At 67.4% G+C, this 17,491-nt stretch carries 9 protein-coding genes; 8 read left to right on the top strand and 1 reads right to left on the bottom strand.

What is annotated here, in order from left to right:
• Window positions 1–49 precede the first annotated feature (49 nt).
• From PFX91_RS01160 to PFX91_RS01145, 4 genes are read left to right on the top strand one after another with little or no spacing between them, the layout of a single operon-like run.
• On the top strand, window positions 50–3,340 hold the full coding sequence (locus PFX91_RS01160; RefSeq protein ID WP_285728738.1) for a non-ribosomal peptide synthetase: 3,291 nt from the start codon (window positions 50–52) through the stop codon (window positions 3,338–3,340).
• Entirely contained in the window at window positions 3,333–9,296 is a 5,964-nt protein-coding gene (locus PFX91_RS01155; protein ID WP_285728737.1) for a type I polyketide synthase, read from the top strand. The genes PFX91_RS01160 and PFX91_RS01155 overlap by 8 nt, the downstream gene beginning before the upstream one ends.
• Before the next feature lie 5 nt (window positions 9,297–9,301).
• Entirely contained in the window at window positions 9,302–10,054 is a 753-nt protein-coding gene (locus tag PFX91_RS01150) for a thioesterase II family protein (protein WP_285728736.1), read from the top strand.
• Between the two features lie 37 nt (window positions 10,055–10,091).
• Window positions 10,092–10,832, top strand: coding sequence for a methyltransferase (locus PFX91_RS01145; RefSeq protein WP_285728735.1), 741 nt, complete (start codon window positions 10,092–10,094; stop codon window positions 10,830–10,832).
• A 122-nt stretch (window positions 10,833–10,954) separates the two neighbouring features.
• Here PFX91_RS01145 and PFX91_RS01140 read toward each other — a convergent pair whose 3' ends face one another.
• Entirely contained in the window at window positions 10,955–11,677 is a 723-nt protein-coding gene (locus tag PFX91_RS01140; RefSeq protein WP_285728734.1) for a TetR/AcrR family transcriptional regulator, read from the bottom strand.
• Between the two features lie 832 nt (window positions 11,678–12,509).
• Here PFX91_RS01140 and PFX91_RS01135 point away from each other — a divergent pair.
• The 4 genes from PFX91_RS01135 (at window position 12,510) to ccrA (ending at window position 17,474) form a co-directional block, all read left to right on the top strand.
• Window positions 12,510–13,493 carry an ABC transporter ATP-binding protein gene (locus tag PFX91_RS01135; protein WP_285728733.1) on the top strand — a complete coding sequence of 328 codons (984 nt, stop codon included), beginning with the start codon at window positions 12,510–12,512 and terminating at the stop codon, window positions 13,491–13,493.
• Window positions 13,486–14,286: an ABC transporter permease gene (locus tag PFX91_RS01130; RefSeq protein WP_285728732.1), complete on the top strand. Its 801-nt coding sequence runs from the start codon at window positions 13,486–13,488 to the stop codon at window positions 14,284–14,286. The genes PFX91_RS01135 and PFX91_RS01130 overlap by 8 nt, the downstream gene beginning before the upstream one ends.
• Before the next feature lie 10 nt (window positions 14,287–14,296).
• Window positions 14,297–15,355 (top strand): NAD-dependent epimerase/dehydratase family protein, encoded by a 1,059-nt coding sequence (locus tag PFX91_RS01125; RefSeq protein WP_285728731.1) that lies wholly within the window; start codon window positions 14,297–14,299, stop codon window positions 15,353–15,355.
• Window positions 15,356–16,148: 793 nt separating this feature from the next.
• Complete coding sequence (gene ccrA / locus PFX91_RS01120) at window positions 16,149–17,474, top strand: crotonyl-CoA carboxylase/reductase (protein ID WP_285728730.1); 1,326 nt, start codon at window positions 16,149–16,151, stop codon at window positions 17,472–17,474.
• Window positions 17,475–17,491: the final 17 nt, after the last annotated feature.

Genomic DNA, 17,491 nt, shown 5'->3' with positions numbered 1-17,491 from the left:
TCAGGACTCGCGTCCGTATCGCCCGTGGCGCACAGAGAAAGCTCAGTTCATGGTTGACACAGACAACATCGAGTCGGTCTCCGGCCTGGCCTCGATGCAGAAGGGCATGTTCTTCAGCTACGCCGTCGACACCGGTTCCGACGCGTACGTGGAACAGTTCGACTTCACCGGTACCGGAGAGGTGGACGCCGACCTGTTACGTGCGGCGCTCACGGCCACCTCGCGTCACTACAGCGTCCTGCGGACGGTCTTCTCCTTCGAAAGGACCGACGACCCGTACCAGCTGGTCCTCAAGGAGTGGCCGCCGCGACTCGAGGCGGTCGACTACCGCGACCGGGACGACGCCGACCTGGCGGTCGAGGAGTTCAAGGCCGCCGACCGGGCCAGGGGCTTCGACCTCAGCGGGGACGTGCTGTTGCGGGCCGCCGTGATATGGACCGGCGACGACCGATGGCGTTTGGTGGTCACCTTCCACCACATCATCCTGGACGGCTGGTCGCTGGCGCCGCTGTTCCAGACCTGGTTCGGGTATTACGACGAACTGGTCCGCACCGGTTCGCTCACGCAACGGTACGAGGCCCGCCCGTACGCCGACTACATCGCCTGGTACGAGGACCGGCACGACGAGGACGAGGCACGCCGGTTCTGGGCGGAGGCACTGGAGGGCTACGAACGCCCCGCCTCGCTCCCACGGGACCGCCGCGGCGCACCGCTCTCGGCCCCCGGGAGAACCGCGGACTACGTCGACGCGACCCATCGCTTCGAACTACCGCAGAACCTTCACGACGGGCTGATCTCCCTTGCACGCCGGCTCGCGGTGACGCCCAACAGCGTCTTCCAGACGGTGTGGGGCGTGGTGCTACAGAAGTTCAACCACACCGATGACGTCGTCTTCGGCAGCGTGGTCTCCGGGCGAAACGCCGACATGGACGGTATCGAGGACATGCTCGGCCTGTTCACCAACACCCAGCCGGTGCGGGTGAGGGCGGAGGAGGACACGGGCTTCGACGACCTGTGCCGCGCGGTGCACGCGGCCTTCTCGCGGGCGAGCCGCCACGAGCACTTCCCGCTGCACGAGGTACAGAGCCTGTCGCCGCTGCGCAACGCGCTGCTGAACCACGTGATCGCCTTCGAGAACTACCCGTTGTCGGAGCAGTTGCGGGACTTCGGTGCCGGGGAAGGAGACGGCCCCCGCTTCCACGGCGTCGAGGTCTTCGAGCGGACCAGCTATGACTTCAACATCGTGGTCACTCCCGGCGCACGCCTGGGCGTCGCCTTCCTATACAACGCCGGTGTCCACTCGGCCGGTCTGATGGAGACGCTGGAGCGATGCCTGATGGGTGTCCTGGCCTCCGTGGTCGAGGACGCGGGCGTCCGCGTCAAGGACATCGGGTTGTGGGAACCGGAGCCGCACACCGCGGTGCCCGTGCCGACCGGGCCGTCCTCGATCCCGCTCGACTCCTCCCTGGTGGAGGTCTTCCAGGACGTCGTTCGGACGCACGCGGACCGGACCGCCATGGTCTGGCGGGGTACGGAGTACACGTACCGGGAGCTGGATCGCTGGTCGGACGCCCTCGCCCGGGTCCTGGTCGACCGAGGCGTCGGCCGGGCCACCGGGATCGGGGTCCTGGTCGACCGTCGCCCCGAACTGGTGGTCGCCCTCCTCGCGATTCTCAAGACCGGGAATCACTACGTACCGGTCGACGTCAAGGACGCACCGGCGCGTATCGAGACCGTCCTGGCCGACGCCGGGGTACGGCACCTGTGCACTGTCACGGACTTCACCGATCGGGTCCCCGGCTCGGTGGAGACCGTCGTGGTCGAGGAACCCGGAGCGGACGCCGGTCAGGACGCCCCAAGGGCGCTACCACGCGTCGGCAACGAGGACCGCGCCTATCTCATGTACACCTCCGGGTCGACGGGTGTGCCCAAGGGCTGCGTCATCACGCACCGCAACGTACTGCGGCTCTTCGCCGATCAAGAGTTCGTGGACTTCCGCGAGGAGCAGATCGTCCTGTTCGTCAACTCGCCGGCCTTCGACGGAAGCACCCTCGAGGTGTGGGGGGCGATCCTGACGGGAGGGACCCTCGTCCTTCCCGACGACGAGCTGGACCTGCTCGACGCGGACCGCTTCCGGGACACGGTGGTCCGCCACGGAATCCGGAACGTCACCATCCCGACGGTCCTCTTCAACCAGCACTGCGACCACGACCCGAAGATCTTCGCGTCGCTGCGATACCTGTGCATCGTGGGCAGCGCGTTGTCGGTCCGGCACGTCGCGGCCGTGGCCGAGGCCTGCCCCGAGGTGAAGCTCATCAACGGATACGGGCCGACCGAGAACACGGTGTTCTCCACCACGCACACGATCCGCCCTCAAGACCTCGAAGGGGAACGCATCCCCATCGGGCGGGCGGTCGGCCACTCGACCGCCTACGTCCTGGACAAGGGCCTGAACCCCCTGCCGCCGGGGGCGATCGGAGAGCTGTGCGTCGGAGGGGAGGGCGTGTCCGCCGGTTACCACGACCGCCCGGAGCTGAACCGCGAGAAGTTCGTCTCCCTCGCACGACTTCCCGGAGAACGTCTCTACCGCACCGGAGACCTGGTCCGTGGGCTCCCCGACGGAACCTTGGACTGTATCGGCCGAATGGACGACCAGGTGAAGGTCGGCGGTTTCCGGGTCGAACTGGGCGAGGTGGAGAACGCCCTGCGGTCGGTCGAGGGTGTGGAGGAGGCCGTGGTGATCGCCGTCGAGCGGGAGCGCGGCACACAGCTCGCCGGATACTACGTGGCCGACGAGGCGACGACCCCGGACCGTGTGCGGCAGGAGCTGGGCACGAAGGTGGCCGGTTACATGATCCCCGCCTCGGTGACACGGATCGAGGCCGTCCCGCTCAACCGCAACGGGAAGGTCGACAAGGAGGAGCTGGCGCGGTCCCGCACCCCCGGCAGGGCGGAACGCGCCCACCGGGATCGAGGGCCGGTCCCCGACACCGAACGGATCCTGCACGAGGTCGTGGCCGATGTCCTGGAGGCCGACAGCGGTGACGTCGACGTCGAGAAGAACTTCTTCGACCTGGGCGTGACGTCGCTGACCCTGCTGGCGATCAGGAACCGGCTGCGCACGAAGGTGGGCCGCGACCTGCCGCTGACGCTGTTCTTCGAGTTCACCTCGATCTCCGCGCTGGCGATGCACCTCGACTCGGCCACGGGCACCGGACCGCCCACGCGCGAGGAGGCCGCGGACGAGCCGGACGGCTTCGAACAGGAGCAGGTGGTCAGGACACAGATGCTGATGACTCGGATGATGGACGACAGTGAAGGGGGCGTCGACAATGTCTGACGCGGCTGAGCCCGACCACCAGTACACCGGACTCGAGATCGCCGTCATCGGAATGGCCGGCCGGTTTCCGGCGGCCACATCGGTCGACGACCTCTGGGCGAACCTGCTCGCCGGCGTCGAGGGCATCTCCCGGTTCGGCGACGACGAACTGATCGAGATGGGGGTCTCCCCGCGGGCGCTGGAAGACGAGAACTACGTCCGGGCGAAGGGCGTCTTCCCGGACATCGAGTTCTTCGACTCGAAGTTCTTCGGCTACACGCCCGCCGACGCGACCGTACTGGACCCGCAGGTGCGTGCCCTGCACGAGGAGGTCTACCACGCCCTCGAGGACGCCGGTTACTCCGCGGAGGGGCGCAACGAGGCCATCGGTCTGTTCCTGGGCGCGACGAACAACATGCCGTGGGAGGTCGACACCCAGCGGCGGTTCAACGAGGACGCGGGGTCGGCCTTCTCCGGTATGCAGCTCAACGACAAGGACTTCGCGGCGACCCGGATCGCTCACTCCCTGGGCCTGAGGGGACCGGCGTTCACCCTGCACACAGCCTGCTCCAGCTCTCTCGTCGCCATCGACGTGGCATGTCGCAACATCTGGACCGGCTCGTGCCAGGTCGCGCTGGCCGGTGGCAGCGGTCTGAGCCTGCCCCACAAGAACGGCTATCGGCACCGGCCGAACATGGTGCACTCCCCGGACGGGCACTGCCGGGCGTTCGACGCGGCGGCAGGCGGCACCGTCGAAGGCAACGGTGTCGGGATCGTGGCTCTCAAACGGCTGGAGACCGCACTGCGCGACGGCGACCGCGTCTACGCGGTGATCAAGGGCTCTGCGGTCAACAACGACGGCACCCGCAAGGTCGGTTACACCGCACCCAGCATCGAGGGGCAGGCGGAGGCCATCCGCAAGGCCCACCGCGTCGCCGGGGTGAAGCCGGACGAGATCTCCTACGTGGAGGCGCACGGCACCGGTACAGCCCTCGGTGACCCGGTGGAGATCGAGGCACTGTCCAGGGCGTTCGGCCCCGGAGAGCCGGGCTCGTGCGGTGTCGGATCGCTGAAGGCGAGCATCGGACACCTCGACACCGCGGCCGGGGTCGCCTCGTTCATCAAGGCGTGCAAGGTACTCGAAGAGCGCCTCATCCCGCAGAGCCTGCACTTCGACACCCTCAACCCGGGGATCAGGCTCGACGACACCCCTTTCTACATCGCCGGAAAGCAGCAGGAGATGCGGCGCAAGCGGTCCTCCTCGGGGCGGGAGCTTCCGCTGCGGGCGGGCGTCAGCGCGTTCGGTATCGGCGGAACCAACGCCCACCTGGTACTCGAAGAGGCCCCGACGCCCGAGCGCCCGGCCACCGACGGCCGCGCCCACAACACCTTCGTGCTGTCGGCGGCCTCCAGCGAGGCGATCACGCGGATGAAGCAGAGCTTCGTCGACCATCTGGCAGCGCACCCGGACCTGGACGGCGCCGATCTCGCCTGGACCCTCCAGAACCGTCAGCGCGACCTTCCGTACCGTTACGCCGTCGGCTTCGGGGAGATAGAACAGCTTCGGGAGCGCCTGCAAGAGTCGCTGGACGCCGGGGACGAGCCGGCGCACCTGCCCAGGAACGGGCGGCGCGACGTCTATCTCCTCTTCAGCGGTGCGGGGGCGCAGCACCTGCGCATGGCCCGTGGCCTCTACGAGACGGAGAGCTCGTTTCGGGCCCATGTGGACGACTGCCTGGCCGTCACCGACGCGTCCGGAAAACCTGTGGTGCGCGAGGTCTTCTTCGGTGAGACCGTGGCGCAGGAGAAGCAGTTGGACAGCATCGCCCTCAGCCTGGTGTTGCTGTTCATCGTCGAGTACTCGATGGCCCGTACACTCCTCGACTGGGGCGTCCGGCCGCGCGGGATGATCGGGCACAGCACCGGCGAGCTGGCGGCCGCGTGCGTGGCCGGTGTGTTCTCGCTGGAGGACGGTATCCGGCTGGTGCTGGCCAGGGGCGCCCTGGTGGAGACCACCCGCGAGGGGGCGGTGACCTCGGTGAAGGCCTCCGAGGACACGATCCGGCCGATGCTGACCGACGAGCTCTCCCTCGCGGCGGTGAACGCGCCGGAGAACTGCACCGTCAGCGGCACCTCCGCGGCGATCGCCGCGTTCGAGCAACAGTGCGCCGAGCAGGGGATCACCTTCACCCACGTCGATGCGGACCACGCCTACCACTCGCAGTACATGGAACCGATCCTGGACCAGTACCGGGAGATCACCGCGTCGGTGACCTTCCGACCGCCCGAGCTCCCCTATGTCTCGAACGTGACGGGCACGTGGGTGACACCGCAGCAGGCCACCGATCCCGACTACTACTGCGAACACATCCGGCACACGGTCCGGTTCAAGGACGGCGTGGAGACGATCATGGAACGGGGCGACGTTCTGTTCGTCGAGGTCGGCCCCGGAAAGTCGCTGTCGTCGTTCGTGCGTGGCACGGCCCGGGGCACACGGACGAGTGCGGTCAACATGCTGCGTCACCGGCTGGAGGAGGTCGGTGACGACGAGCATCTCGCCACGGCGGTCAAGAAGTTGTGGGAGGCGGGCGTTGCTCTGGACTGGGCGGCGTTCCACCGAGGCCGCGCACCGCGCAAGGTACGGCTCCCGCTCTATGCGTTCGACCGCACCGAGTACCCGATCGACATCAGCGAGTTCCAGCAGCTTCTCTCCTCCGCCGAGGAACGGCCGCGCCCTGTGGCCGAACGGCGGCCGTCACAGTCCCCTCCCGCCGTAGAGACACCGCTGCACGCTCTGCGGCTGACGTGGTCACGGGCCCTGCTCCCGGACTCGGGCGGGAGCGGCAGGCACAGGGTGCTCCTGGTGTTCACCGACGACCGGCCGCGGATCCGGCGCGTTATGGACGAGGTCCCGTACTGGACGCCGCTCTACGTCGGGTTCGGCGAAGAGTACCGCTTCGACGGCGCGGCCGGCGCCCAGATCCGTCGGGGGCACGAGGGCGACATTCGGAGACTGGCCGCGGACCTGGAGGAACATGCGCTGGTCGGGGACACCGTGGTCGTCCACCAGCGGGCGGGAGCGGTCTCGTCGACGATGGTGCGGCAACTGTGCGACGTCGTCTCGGGGATGCGGGACGGGCAGGTGCACGACCTGGTGGTGTTGGAGGCCACCGACCACGTCGAGGCCGAGGTGGAGGGGCGCCTGCTGTCGGAGGTGATCGGCCTGAATCAGGAGTACCCGCAGCTGCGGATCCGGGTACTGGGGTGCGACACCGCGCTGACCGCCCGGCAGGGCCCGCGAGCCTGGAGCGAAGGCCTGCGCAGGGAGTTGGAGGCGGAGAAGGAGGATGCCGTCGCCGCCCGGTACCGGGGCGGGGCCCGGTACGTCCCCAGCATGGTTCCGTTGCACGGCCACCGCGGACAGTCCGCCGCCCACTCCGGGCGGACGGTGGTCGTGTGCCCGACCGACGCGGTCGACGAGGTGCTCGCTGCGGCCGGCCCCGACCGCAGTGTCGACGTGCTGCCCTTCGCCCCCGGAGCGGACGGTTCAAAGGACGTCGGTGCTCGGGTGGTGGGGCGGAGTACCGTCATGGACGCCGTCCCTGGGCGTACGGGTGCGGACATCACGGCGGGACTGCTCTCTCGGCTTCGTACGCTGACGGGGACGGAGCGACTGGTGCTCTGGGACACGTCGTTGCAGGACGCCGCCCGTACCGACTCCGACACTCCGTGGACACCGTCGCACGGCCTCCGCCAGGCCGTGTGCGAGATGGGGATCTCCTACGGTGTGGTGTCCCGCCTCGACCTCGCCCGGTTCGCGTGGAACGCGGACGTCACCGCCCGGTTCACCGAGAACATGGCGCTCGACGCCGAAACCGACGGCGTGCGGCTGTACTCGTTCGGGCGTCTGGGCGGCGAGGGCCTGTCCGCGCTGGACCTGCTGCACGAGATGCGCGCCTCCGACGTGCGGACGGGCTACCACGGGATGGACCTGCTGGAGATGACGGCGGCACGGAAGACGGTCGGTGCCTCGGAGGAATCCGGTGCGGTCGACGAACGGAGTGCCATCGCCGCCGTGATAGAGCGGGAGATAGCGGCTCTGGTAGGGGTGGAGGCGATCGACGCGCGTGTCGATCTGTTCGACATCGGGCTCGACTCCCTGAAACTGATCCAGTTCACCAGCGCCCTGGAACGACACGGCTACACCGTCTTGGCCAGTGAGGTGCACAGCCACCCGACCGTCAGTGAGCTGGCCGGCCTGCTCGCCCGGTCGAACAAGCAGGTCAACCAGGACTGCGACTCGCTGGAGAGCGCGGCGGTCCTGCTCAGCGAACGTCTGAACACCAGGTGTGCTCTTCACCAGGTCGCCGTTGGAGCCGATGAGGAGGAGGTCGCCCTGTTCGTCGACGGCCTCGGGGAGGAGGAGCGGGAGTCGGTCGTCAGGCAGATCAACGAACTGCGGTTGCCGCAGGCCTTCACACCGCACTACATCCTGCCCGGATCGGACGAACGGGAGTTCCTGGACGGGCGGGACTTCGCCTCCCTGCGGCTCGGGGAAGACCCGACCTCCCAAGAGGGCGGGACGGCCCGCCTGTTCGACGAGATCGACCGGCGTCAGGAGGACATGCGGCGTTCGATCCTGTCCCGGCCCGTGCGGTGGTCCTATCCCATCAGCGGGACCCAGAAGCACTACTTCTCGCGGGGGGCGCGTCCGCAGCTGTACCTGGTGCAGTTCCGGGAGCTGATCGACGTCGACGTGCTGGAGCGCGCGCTGGGCGACGTCGTCGGACGCCACGGGCTCATGCGCAGCGTTCTCGTCAGGTCTCTCGGCCGGTGGCGGTGGAAGGAGCATGAACCCCCGATGGCGTTCGTACTGCCCCGGGTCGACCTCTCGGCGCTGCCGCTGCGGCGCCAGGAGGAGGTGCGGGCGGAGTTGGTCAAGAGGGAGTGGAACGTCGACCTCAAGACCGACACGATCATGTACCAGGCGGTGTTGGTCAAGTACAACGAGCGCAGCTACGACCTGATCTTCCAGTTCGACCACTCGATCTTCGACGGCGCGTCCGGTCAGGCTTTCCGCAGCGACCTGCTGAAGCGCTACCAGGAGCTGATGGAGGGAACCACCAGGGCGCTGCCCCGCACCCGTAATTTCCGGCACTTGAAGGAGCAGACCGGAAAGGGGCCGGTGGGTATCAGCGCCGACGAGATCATCGAGAAGTTCGACCTCCACGCGTGGGGTCGGTACGGCAAGGAGATCCTCGCGGCGTCGGAGCGCCTGGGGACCGAGCGGATGTGCGACGTTCGCTATTCGGTCGACCTGCGGAGTCTGCAAGGGGACGACGGGAAGGAGGTCGAGCCGTTCTCCCTGGTCCTGTACCTCTACTCGCGCCTGGTGGCCCGTCTGCTCGGCGTCGACAAGGTCGCGCTCGACCTGGTCTTCAACTCCCGTGTGTACGAGGACGTGGACTACTCCGGAGTGATGGGGATGGTCGCGGACGTCCTGCCCGTGGTGGTCTCCGGGGAGCAGGGTGTGCGCGACGACCTGGAGGCGCTCATCCAGCAGAAACTCCAGCTGATGAACAAGTACAACGTCAACTTCTCGAACTTGGTCACGGGTCCGCTGACGGCGCTCAAGTACGGGAAGGTCTTTCAGACGACCAAGGCGGCCCGGGGGCCGGGATTCCGGCCGTCGTGCATGCTCAACTTCGCCGGTAACGCCGAGGCCGAGTACGACGCCATCTGGGACATGACCCTCGAACTGCTCACCGAGGACCAGGACACGCTCGACTACGCCGACTGCTATTGCGTGTCCAAGGTCAGCGGGACCCGGCAGGACATCGTGATCCTGTCCACCTGGGTCAAGGACCCCGCCGAGGTGGTCTCCATCCTCGATGAGGAGGTCGAGTACCTGGCGCGGCAGGCCCTGACCGGGGCAGAGGACCCGGACTCCAACGTCGACTCGAAAGGTCTCCGGTGATCCCTATGGACAGCATTCCAGTGGTGTGTTTCCCGCACGCGGGTGCCGGCAGGTTCTACTACAGCCCGTGGCAGCACGCCTTCAGCAGCCTCGTGAACCTACAGGTCGTTCAGTACCCCCTGCGTGAGCAGCGGATGCACACCCCGATGCCCGCCTCGGTCGGGGAGCTCGCGGAGGACGTCTTCGCGGAGTTCGAAGATGTGTTTCGCGGACCGTATGCGATCTGGGGTCACAGCATGGGCAGCGTGATCGGCTACGAGGTGGCCAAACTCTGTCAGGAGCGGTTGGGCGGTCCGCCGTTGACGTTCTTCAGCTCCGGCTCCGCGGCACCGTGCCGTGCCCGGTTCACCAGGGCGGAGGACCTGGACACGCCCGAGGGCTTCCGGGACGTCTTGATGCACTACGGCGGAGTGCCGGAGGAGTACCTGCGGGACGCGGACTACATGAAGTACTTCGCGCCCGTCATCAAGGCGGATCTGCGCCTTCTGGGTTCCTACCAGGACCTCGTGCGCGTGCCGCTGCGGTGCCCCATCGTGCTGATGCTGGGGCGCGACGACACCGTGACGGCGGATCAGTGGGAGCACTACACCGCTCACCCGCTCGACGTCAACGAGTACGACGGCGGGCACTTCTTCCTGGATCGGCATCGTACGGCGATGGCGTCGCTGATGGAGTTGAAGATCCAGTTGTCGTGGCAGTTGGGAGAGGCGCACACGGTCGCGGGCACGTCGGGGCGCCCGGAGGGCGAGGCCCGCTGAGGGGCCGGCCGCGAACACGGGAAGAAAGGAGAAAGACATGGAGAGCACCCTTGCCGCCGAGGTGGGCGACTGGCTGCTGTCGCGAACAGGAGGATCGGGCGGCGCGCGATCGACCACGACTCTGATGGGGATGCGGTGGGACGTGTTACCCGGCGTCTGGAAGCCCAATCCGGGTACCCGCCTGTTCACCTCTTGGCTGCCGCTCACCGATGGCACCCGGTTCCTGGAGGTCGGCTGTGCCGCCGGCGTCACCTGTGTGGTGGCCGCACGGAGCGGGTGTGCGCGGGTCGTGGGACTGGATGTCGTCCCCGCCGCGACGGAGAACACGAGGCGCAACGCGGCCCGGCACGGCGTGGCGGGCCGGGTGGAGGCGCTGACCAGTGATCTGTTCGCCGGCCTGGACCCAGGTGACGAATTCGACTTGATCTGTTCGAACCCTCCGCTGGTCAGGGCACCGGACTCACGCCAGTACGCCACTCAGATCGAGCGGTCGGTCTTCGACCCTGGATACACGCTGCACCGGCGTTTCTTCCAGGAGGTCCGGCCGCATCTGGCCGATGGCGGGCGGATCTACATGTTGACCAGCGAAACGCTGGGTGACCCCGAAGGGTTGCGGTCGCTGGCGGCCGATGCCGGTTTCTCGAACCGGGTGTATCGCAGTGAGGAGATCGGGATTCCCGTAGCGCTCATGGGTTCTCCGCCGGCCGCCGCCGCTGCGGCGGACGAACAGGGCGTCGTCCATGTGGACTTCACCATGTTCGAGTTCCAACGGTACTGACGTGCGAGTGAGACGCCTGTGGAGGAGGTCCCCGACCGCCGTCGGGCCGGCGGCGGGGCCTCGACGCACCGCGACACCCGGCCGTGTTCGTCACCGGAGCCCGGCGTTCCCGAGAAGGAGGCCTACTCGGGGACCTCGGGCTCCGCCGCGCTGTCGTTGATCAGCCGCTGTACCTGCTCGACCGTGGGCAGCAGTGAGGTGTGGCCGGACCGATCGGCGGTGCCGACCGAGTCGCCGAGCAGTCGTCGCATACCCAGACGCAACAGAGAACCGTCTATCGAAGCGATGCCGCTGAGCGCGAGGACGGACACGCCCTGCTCGAGCGCGGCCATGAGCTGGGCGATCTCGTCACCCGCCAGTTCTTCGTCCGGTGCTCGGTGGGCGGTCACGACACGCTTGTAGGCATCGAGCAGTGTCTGAATCCGGGTGCGCAACGCCGGGACGAGCGCGTCGTCACGGGCGGCGGTGGTGATGAATTCCAGTGTCGCGAGCTCGAACCCGCGAACCAGCTTCTCGGCCTGGTTCCGATCGCCGGCGAGCTGCTCCGAGAGGGCGTCCCCGGCGGTTCCGGCGAGGGCCAAGGGGTCCCAGTGCTCACCGCGCAGCGTGCTGAGGTTATAGTCCAGCACCGCGAGAAAGAGCTCGGACTTGCCACCGAAATTCGAGTAAACCGCTCCCTTGGAAAAACCGGCTGTGTCGGCGATTTCCTCTAATGAGGCGCCATGGTAACCATCACGGCTGAAGGTCAGCAGCCCCGCCTCGATCAGAGCGTTGCGGGTTTCCCGCTTTTGCTCGGCCCGAGTCCGTCGCTTTCGTCGTGCGGGCATCAGCCGATGTTGGTCCATGGCCGCATTATAGCTCTTGGCGCAATGTCGCTTAGAGCCCGTCTCAAAAGCTCTGTGGGAGAGGTGTGGGCCTGGCATGATCACGGGCTGTGAGCCGCGTGCCGTCCGGCGGGTGGTGCTGTCCGCCCAGGCCTCGAACCGATCTCAGGAGAGGACCGACGACCCGGCCGACGTCGGGCACGCCGACGCCCACCGCTGGTTCCGGCCTCTTCCCGGCCTGGCCCGGCGTCGCCCGCGTCCCGTCTGTTGCGGACATCCGCCCGAGGACCCGTCGGCCACCAAGGCGAGACCGGGAGTGCGCTGGGGGAGTCCGGGAGGGTACCGCGTCCGCGCGACTCGGGCGTGGCGCGCCGAGGGACTGTGTTTCCCGCTGACCCACCGGGAGTCTCACGCGGCGGCTGCCGGCGCCGGTAGCGCGCCCGCCGGAGCAGAGGGGACGCGCGGGTGTGCTCGACGTATCGCCGGGTCGCCGACCCGGCGGCCTTCCCCGTGCCGGGTGTCGAGAAGGTCCTCCACGACGGATGCGACGGGACCCCACGCGTGAGAGGACCTCGCCCCGCGTCGGCACCACCGGTCTCTTCCCGAGGCGGTCGAGCGATCCCGTCTCCGTGGCTGCCGAACCGGCCGCTTCTGGACCACTGGAACCCGCACAGTGGCTCAGCGGTCCCGCTGAGCGGCCTGATCGAGCTCCTTCCGGTCGCGGGAGGACTTCGCTGAGCAGGCACATCCGTCCTTGACGTTCTGTCGGTATGGAACTACTGTCGTTACTCAGATACTCACGGTATTAAAAGTCCGTTGGTCTGAAAGCCGTGAAGAAGTTACGGAGGTCACCATGAGTGACGTGATACTTGAAATCGAGGGCTTGACACGGCGGTTCGGTTCGGTCCTGGCGAACGACGCGATCAGCCTGCGGGTCAGGCCGGGTGAAGTGGTCGGGCTGCTGGGACACAACGGCGCCGGCAAGACCACTCTGGTGTCGCAGGTCGTGGGCCTGCTCCGGCCCGACAGCGGGTCCATCCGGGTCGTAGGGGTCGACGCCGTCGCCCACCCCGCGACAGCGCGCCGCTGCGTGGCGCTCCAGGCCCAGGCCCAGGCACCCTTGGACGGGCTGACGCCGCTGGAGGCGATCGAGATCGCCGGTCGACTGCGCGGCATGTCCCGTGCGGCCGCACGGGAAGCCGCCGAGCGTATGGTCGATGATCTGGACATCCGAGACTGGGCCAACCGGCGGGCCACACCGGACGGCGGGGGGATCTCCGGCGGGGTGCGTCGCTTGACGGCGTTCGCGATGGCCGCGGTCGCCCCCGTGCCGCTGATCATCCTCGACGAGCCGACCAACGACGTGGACGCGGCCCGTCGTAGGCGGCTGTGGAACACGGTCCGTCGGCTCGGCGACGAAGGCGCCGGGGTACTGCTGGTCACCCACAACGTCGCTGAAGCCGAACACGTGATGGACGAGACGGTGGTGCTCGACCACGGCAAGGTGGTCGCCGCCGGGTCACCGAGTCAGTTGCGCGGTGCCGAGGGAGAGGAACTGCGCCTTGAGTTCTCCCTACCGCTGGACGGTGAGGATCCGTCCGGGACTCTCGGTGAGCCGCCCGTCCGGTTCGCCCGTCGTGTCCGAACCGGACGCCGGGTGCTGTTGACCCTTGCGGCGTCCGATGCCGCGAGCGCGGTGGCCTGGGCGACCGCGCTTCGCGCCGCCGACCGCATCGAGGGATACACGCTCTCGCCCATCACTCTCGAAGACGCCTACCTCGCGGCCACGGCCGGCGCCGGTACGGAGCCGAGCGACGAGGAGCCCGTCCATGTCTGAATCGACCATGCAAGCACCCTCCGAGGAAAGGCGCCTCCTCGCGGTCCCCCCGCGCGCCAACCTGGGAATGACGGTCTGGACCCTGCTGCGTTGGACGATGGCCCAGACGGGGGCGATGCTGCCGCTGTTCGTCGTCGTCCAAGCGGCCATCGCGGGGGCCGTCATCGTCGGGTTCGGGCTCCTCATCCCCGATATCGACACCCCCACGGCGGAGCTGCTGTCCACCGGCGCCCCCACGATCCTGATCCTGGTGATCGGCTTGGTCCTGTGCCCGTGGGGCGTGGCCGGCGCCCGGACCAGCGGCACCTTCACCTACCAACGGGCTCTGCCGGTGCCGCGCCCGCTGCTGCTGGTGTCCGATCTGGTCGTCTGGCTGGTCATCGCCCTGCCCGGCATCCCCGTGACGGTATTGGTCGCTCATCTGAGTTATGGAATCGATTATTCATTCGACTGGCTGTTGTTGGCGGGGGCCTTCGTGCTCACCACGGTCATGGCCGTCTCGGTGGGTTATGCGATAGCGGTGCTGCTGTCGCCGATGTTGTCGCAGTTGGTCAGCCAGGTGATGGTGTTCTTCGTCATGCTCTTCTCACCGATCACCTTTCCCAAAGACCAGTTGCCCGACTGGTTCCAGGCCGTTCATGGCCTACTCCCTTTCCAGGCCGCTGCCGATCTGCTGCGCGCCGGTCTGCTTTCGGACAGGTTCGAGCCGAGCGGCCATGCCTTGCTGGTGCTCGTCGTGTGGTGCCTTTTGGGATTGATCATCAGCGTCCGAGCCGTTATTCGACGTGGTTAGGAGTTCTTCGGTGAGTCGTTGGTTGGTGTTGGGCGGTACGCGGTTCCTGTCCCGGGAGGTGGCAGCCGCTGCGGTGGCACGTGGGCACGAGGTGGTCTGCGCGGCGCGAGGCGAGTCCGGACCCGTCCCCGAGGGGGCCCGGTTCGTGCGAGTGGACCGTGATGACGACGACGGGCTGGCCCCGCTGCGAGGTGAGAGGTTCGACGCCGTGGTCGACACGGCCATCATCTCCTACCGCTGGGTGCGCGAGGCCCTGGCCGAGTTCGGAGACACGGCCGGGCACTGGACGTTCGTTTCCACGATGAACGTGTACTCCGACCTGTCTCGTCGCGGCGATGGTGTGGACGCCCCCTTGCTGGAGCCGCGCTACACGGATCCGGAGGGTCCGGAGGATTTCGGCGCGTACGGGTCTATCAAGGTCGCTTCCGAGCAGGCGGTCGACGAGGTGGTCGGCGACCGCGCGCTGGTGGTGCGCCCCGGCCTGGTCTGTGGTCCCGGTGACCCGTACGACCGTTTCGGATACTGGCCGGCCCGGTTCGCCCGGGGTGGGCGCGCCTTGGTTCCCGACGCACCCGAACAGCCGTTCCAGATGATCGATGTGCGCGATCTCGCTGAATGGATCGTGGTCTCCGGCGAGCGAGGGCTCACGGGCGTCTTCGACGCGTCCGGTCCGGCGATGACGCTGGGATCGGTACTGGAGGAGATGGCGAGCGCTGTCGGCGCGCTCGACCTGGAGCTGGTTCCGGTGTCCACGGAGAGTCTCGCCGAAGCGGGGGTGATGCCGTGGCAGGGCCCACGCTCGCTGCCGCTCTGGCTCCCCGAGAGCCACCATGGCGTGGTCGACCGGGACACCGGCCCCGCATTGAAAGCGGGGTTGCGCTTCCGGCCGGTCGCTGAAACCGCCGTGGCCGCCTTGGAGTACGAATACGCACTCGGGATCGAGCGCGAACGGCAGGCGGGTCTGACGGTGGAGGAGGAGGCCGAACTGTTGGAAAGGACGGACATGACACGTGAGAGCGGTGGTCAGCCCCGTGTCGCGGGAAGGGAACCCGCGAACGATCGCGAGTGACGACCGCGTAACCGAGTTCGGGCGGTCTGTCCAGAGGTTCTCGTGCTCGGCTCGGATCCGCCGTTCTCCGTGACCGCCCAGGGACAGGGGTGACGTGCGCTCCCACGATGTGGGGGCGTGTCGAATCCCCTGCCCGAACCATTTCCACGGCACTTCCCCGAACCGCGCCCTCACCGGCTTCCTCCCGCCTGAAAAGGATTTCCGGTTCTTTCGTGAAGAAACCGGGACATGACCTTCCCGTCCGATGAGGGCGTCGAGCTCCGCCGACCGATCCCGGTGTCGCAGCGCCGGCCGTCCTGGAGCGATCTGCGTGATCGCCTGCGAGTGCTGCCGGGACGCGTTCGGACCGCGGGAACACGTGCCGACACCGGCCGGTGGTCCGACCTGGAATCAAGGAGACCCAGCGCGGGCCGGCACGGCGGCCGCGACCGAGGCTCCACCTTCGCCAACCGGCCCGCGGTCGGGGTGGAAGCAGAATAATTCGAGGCTTTCTTCACCCGATTCGAGGAATTCACGGGTACCCAACCGGCCTCATCGGATATACGCTGTCACAGCACGCCGAGGCCCCCACGAAGTCTATGCACATCACTCGCCGGCGAAACATCTCGGTGTTGATCAGTACATTCGGCCACCCCATTTCCAAACAAAAATCAAGAAAATAAGTTCGCTCTTCCGGGGCGACTCTGATGTGTGCGTCGAACGGTTCGGGCGCCTCAGTCGGAGAGCCACCGGAATATGGCGGCCGGAGTTCAGTCGTGTGAAAGCTCTTGGAATGTCTCCGCAGGAGGACAACATGGACGTCTTGAGCAAAGCAGTGATCTCTGGGGCGCGGCCGGAAGAAATTTCGGCCACGCCTCTGCCCGACCAGTACCTCGCGGCTCATCTGAGATCGGAGGACGTGGGCGTCTTCGACGGTGTTGCCGACAAGGACGTGCGCAGATCACTTCGCCTGGGTTCGGTGCCGATGCCCGAACTCGCTCCGGACGAGACCCTGGTCGCGGTGATGGCCAGCGCCATCAACTACAACACCGTGTGGTCGGCGACCTTCGAACCGCTGCCGACATTCGAGTTCCTGGCACGGCACGGGCGACAGGGAGGACTCGCGGCACGCCACGACCTACCGCACCATGTGGTCGGGTCCGACGGCGTCGGCGTCGTGGTCCGCACGGGTGCCGCCGTCAGCCGTTGGAACGTCGGGGACCACGTCGTGATCAGCTGTGTCCAGGTCGACGACCACGAGCCGGCGACGCACGCGGACGGCATGCTGGGCGCGGGCCAGCGCATCTGGGGGTATGAGACGAACTTCGGCGGTCTGGCCACGTACGCGGTGGTCAAGGCGAGCCAGCTCCTGCCCAAACCAGGGCATCTGACATGGGAGGAAGCGGCGAGTACGATGCTCACCGCCGCCACCTCCTACCGCATGCTGATCAGCGACAAGGGTGCTCGAATCAAAATCGGGGACATCGTGCTGATCTGGGGTGCAGCCGGCGGCCTCGGGGCGTTCGCGGTGCAGCTGGTGAAACAGGCCGGAGGCATCCCCGTCGGTGTGGTCAGCTCCGATGACAAGGCCGAAGCGCTGCGCGCGCTGGGTTGTGACGTGATCCTCAACCGGACCGAGCTCGGGGTGGGCACGGCCACCACCCCCGAGGAGACCATCGAGCAGGGAAAACGTCTGGGAAGGGCCATTCGCGACGCGGTGGGCGAGGACCCGCACGTGGTGTTCGACTACGTCGGTAGGTCGACCTTCGGTCTGTCGGTGTTCGTCGTACGCCGTGGTGGCACCATCGTCACCTGTGGTTCCACCACTGGTTTCCACCACCTGTACGACAACCGCTATCTCTGGATGAACTCCAAGAGGATCATCGGGAGCCACGCCGCGAACCTCCAGGAGCAGTTCGAATGTGGTCGACTGTTCGGACTGGGAAAGATCGTCCCGGTGCTCTCCACTGTCTATCCCTTGTCCGAGGTCGGTGAGGCCGCCCGCCTCGTGCAGACCAATCAGCACATCGGGAAGGTCGGTGTCCTGTGCCTGGCCCCGGAAGAGGGTATGGGCGTCACGGAGCCGGAGTTCCGTGAGGAACTGGGGGCCTCCGCGCTCAACCCCTTGCGGAAGGTCTGAGGAGACGGAAGGACACG

The sequence above is a fragment of the Nocardiopsis sp. ATB16-24 genome, assembly GCF_030271535.1.
Lineage (GTDB): Bacteria > Actinomycetota > Actinomycetes > Streptosporangiales > Streptosporangiaceae > Nocardiopsis.
Note: the sequence above shows the minus strand (reverse complement) of the source record. Positions and strands in the feature narration are given on the sequence as shown.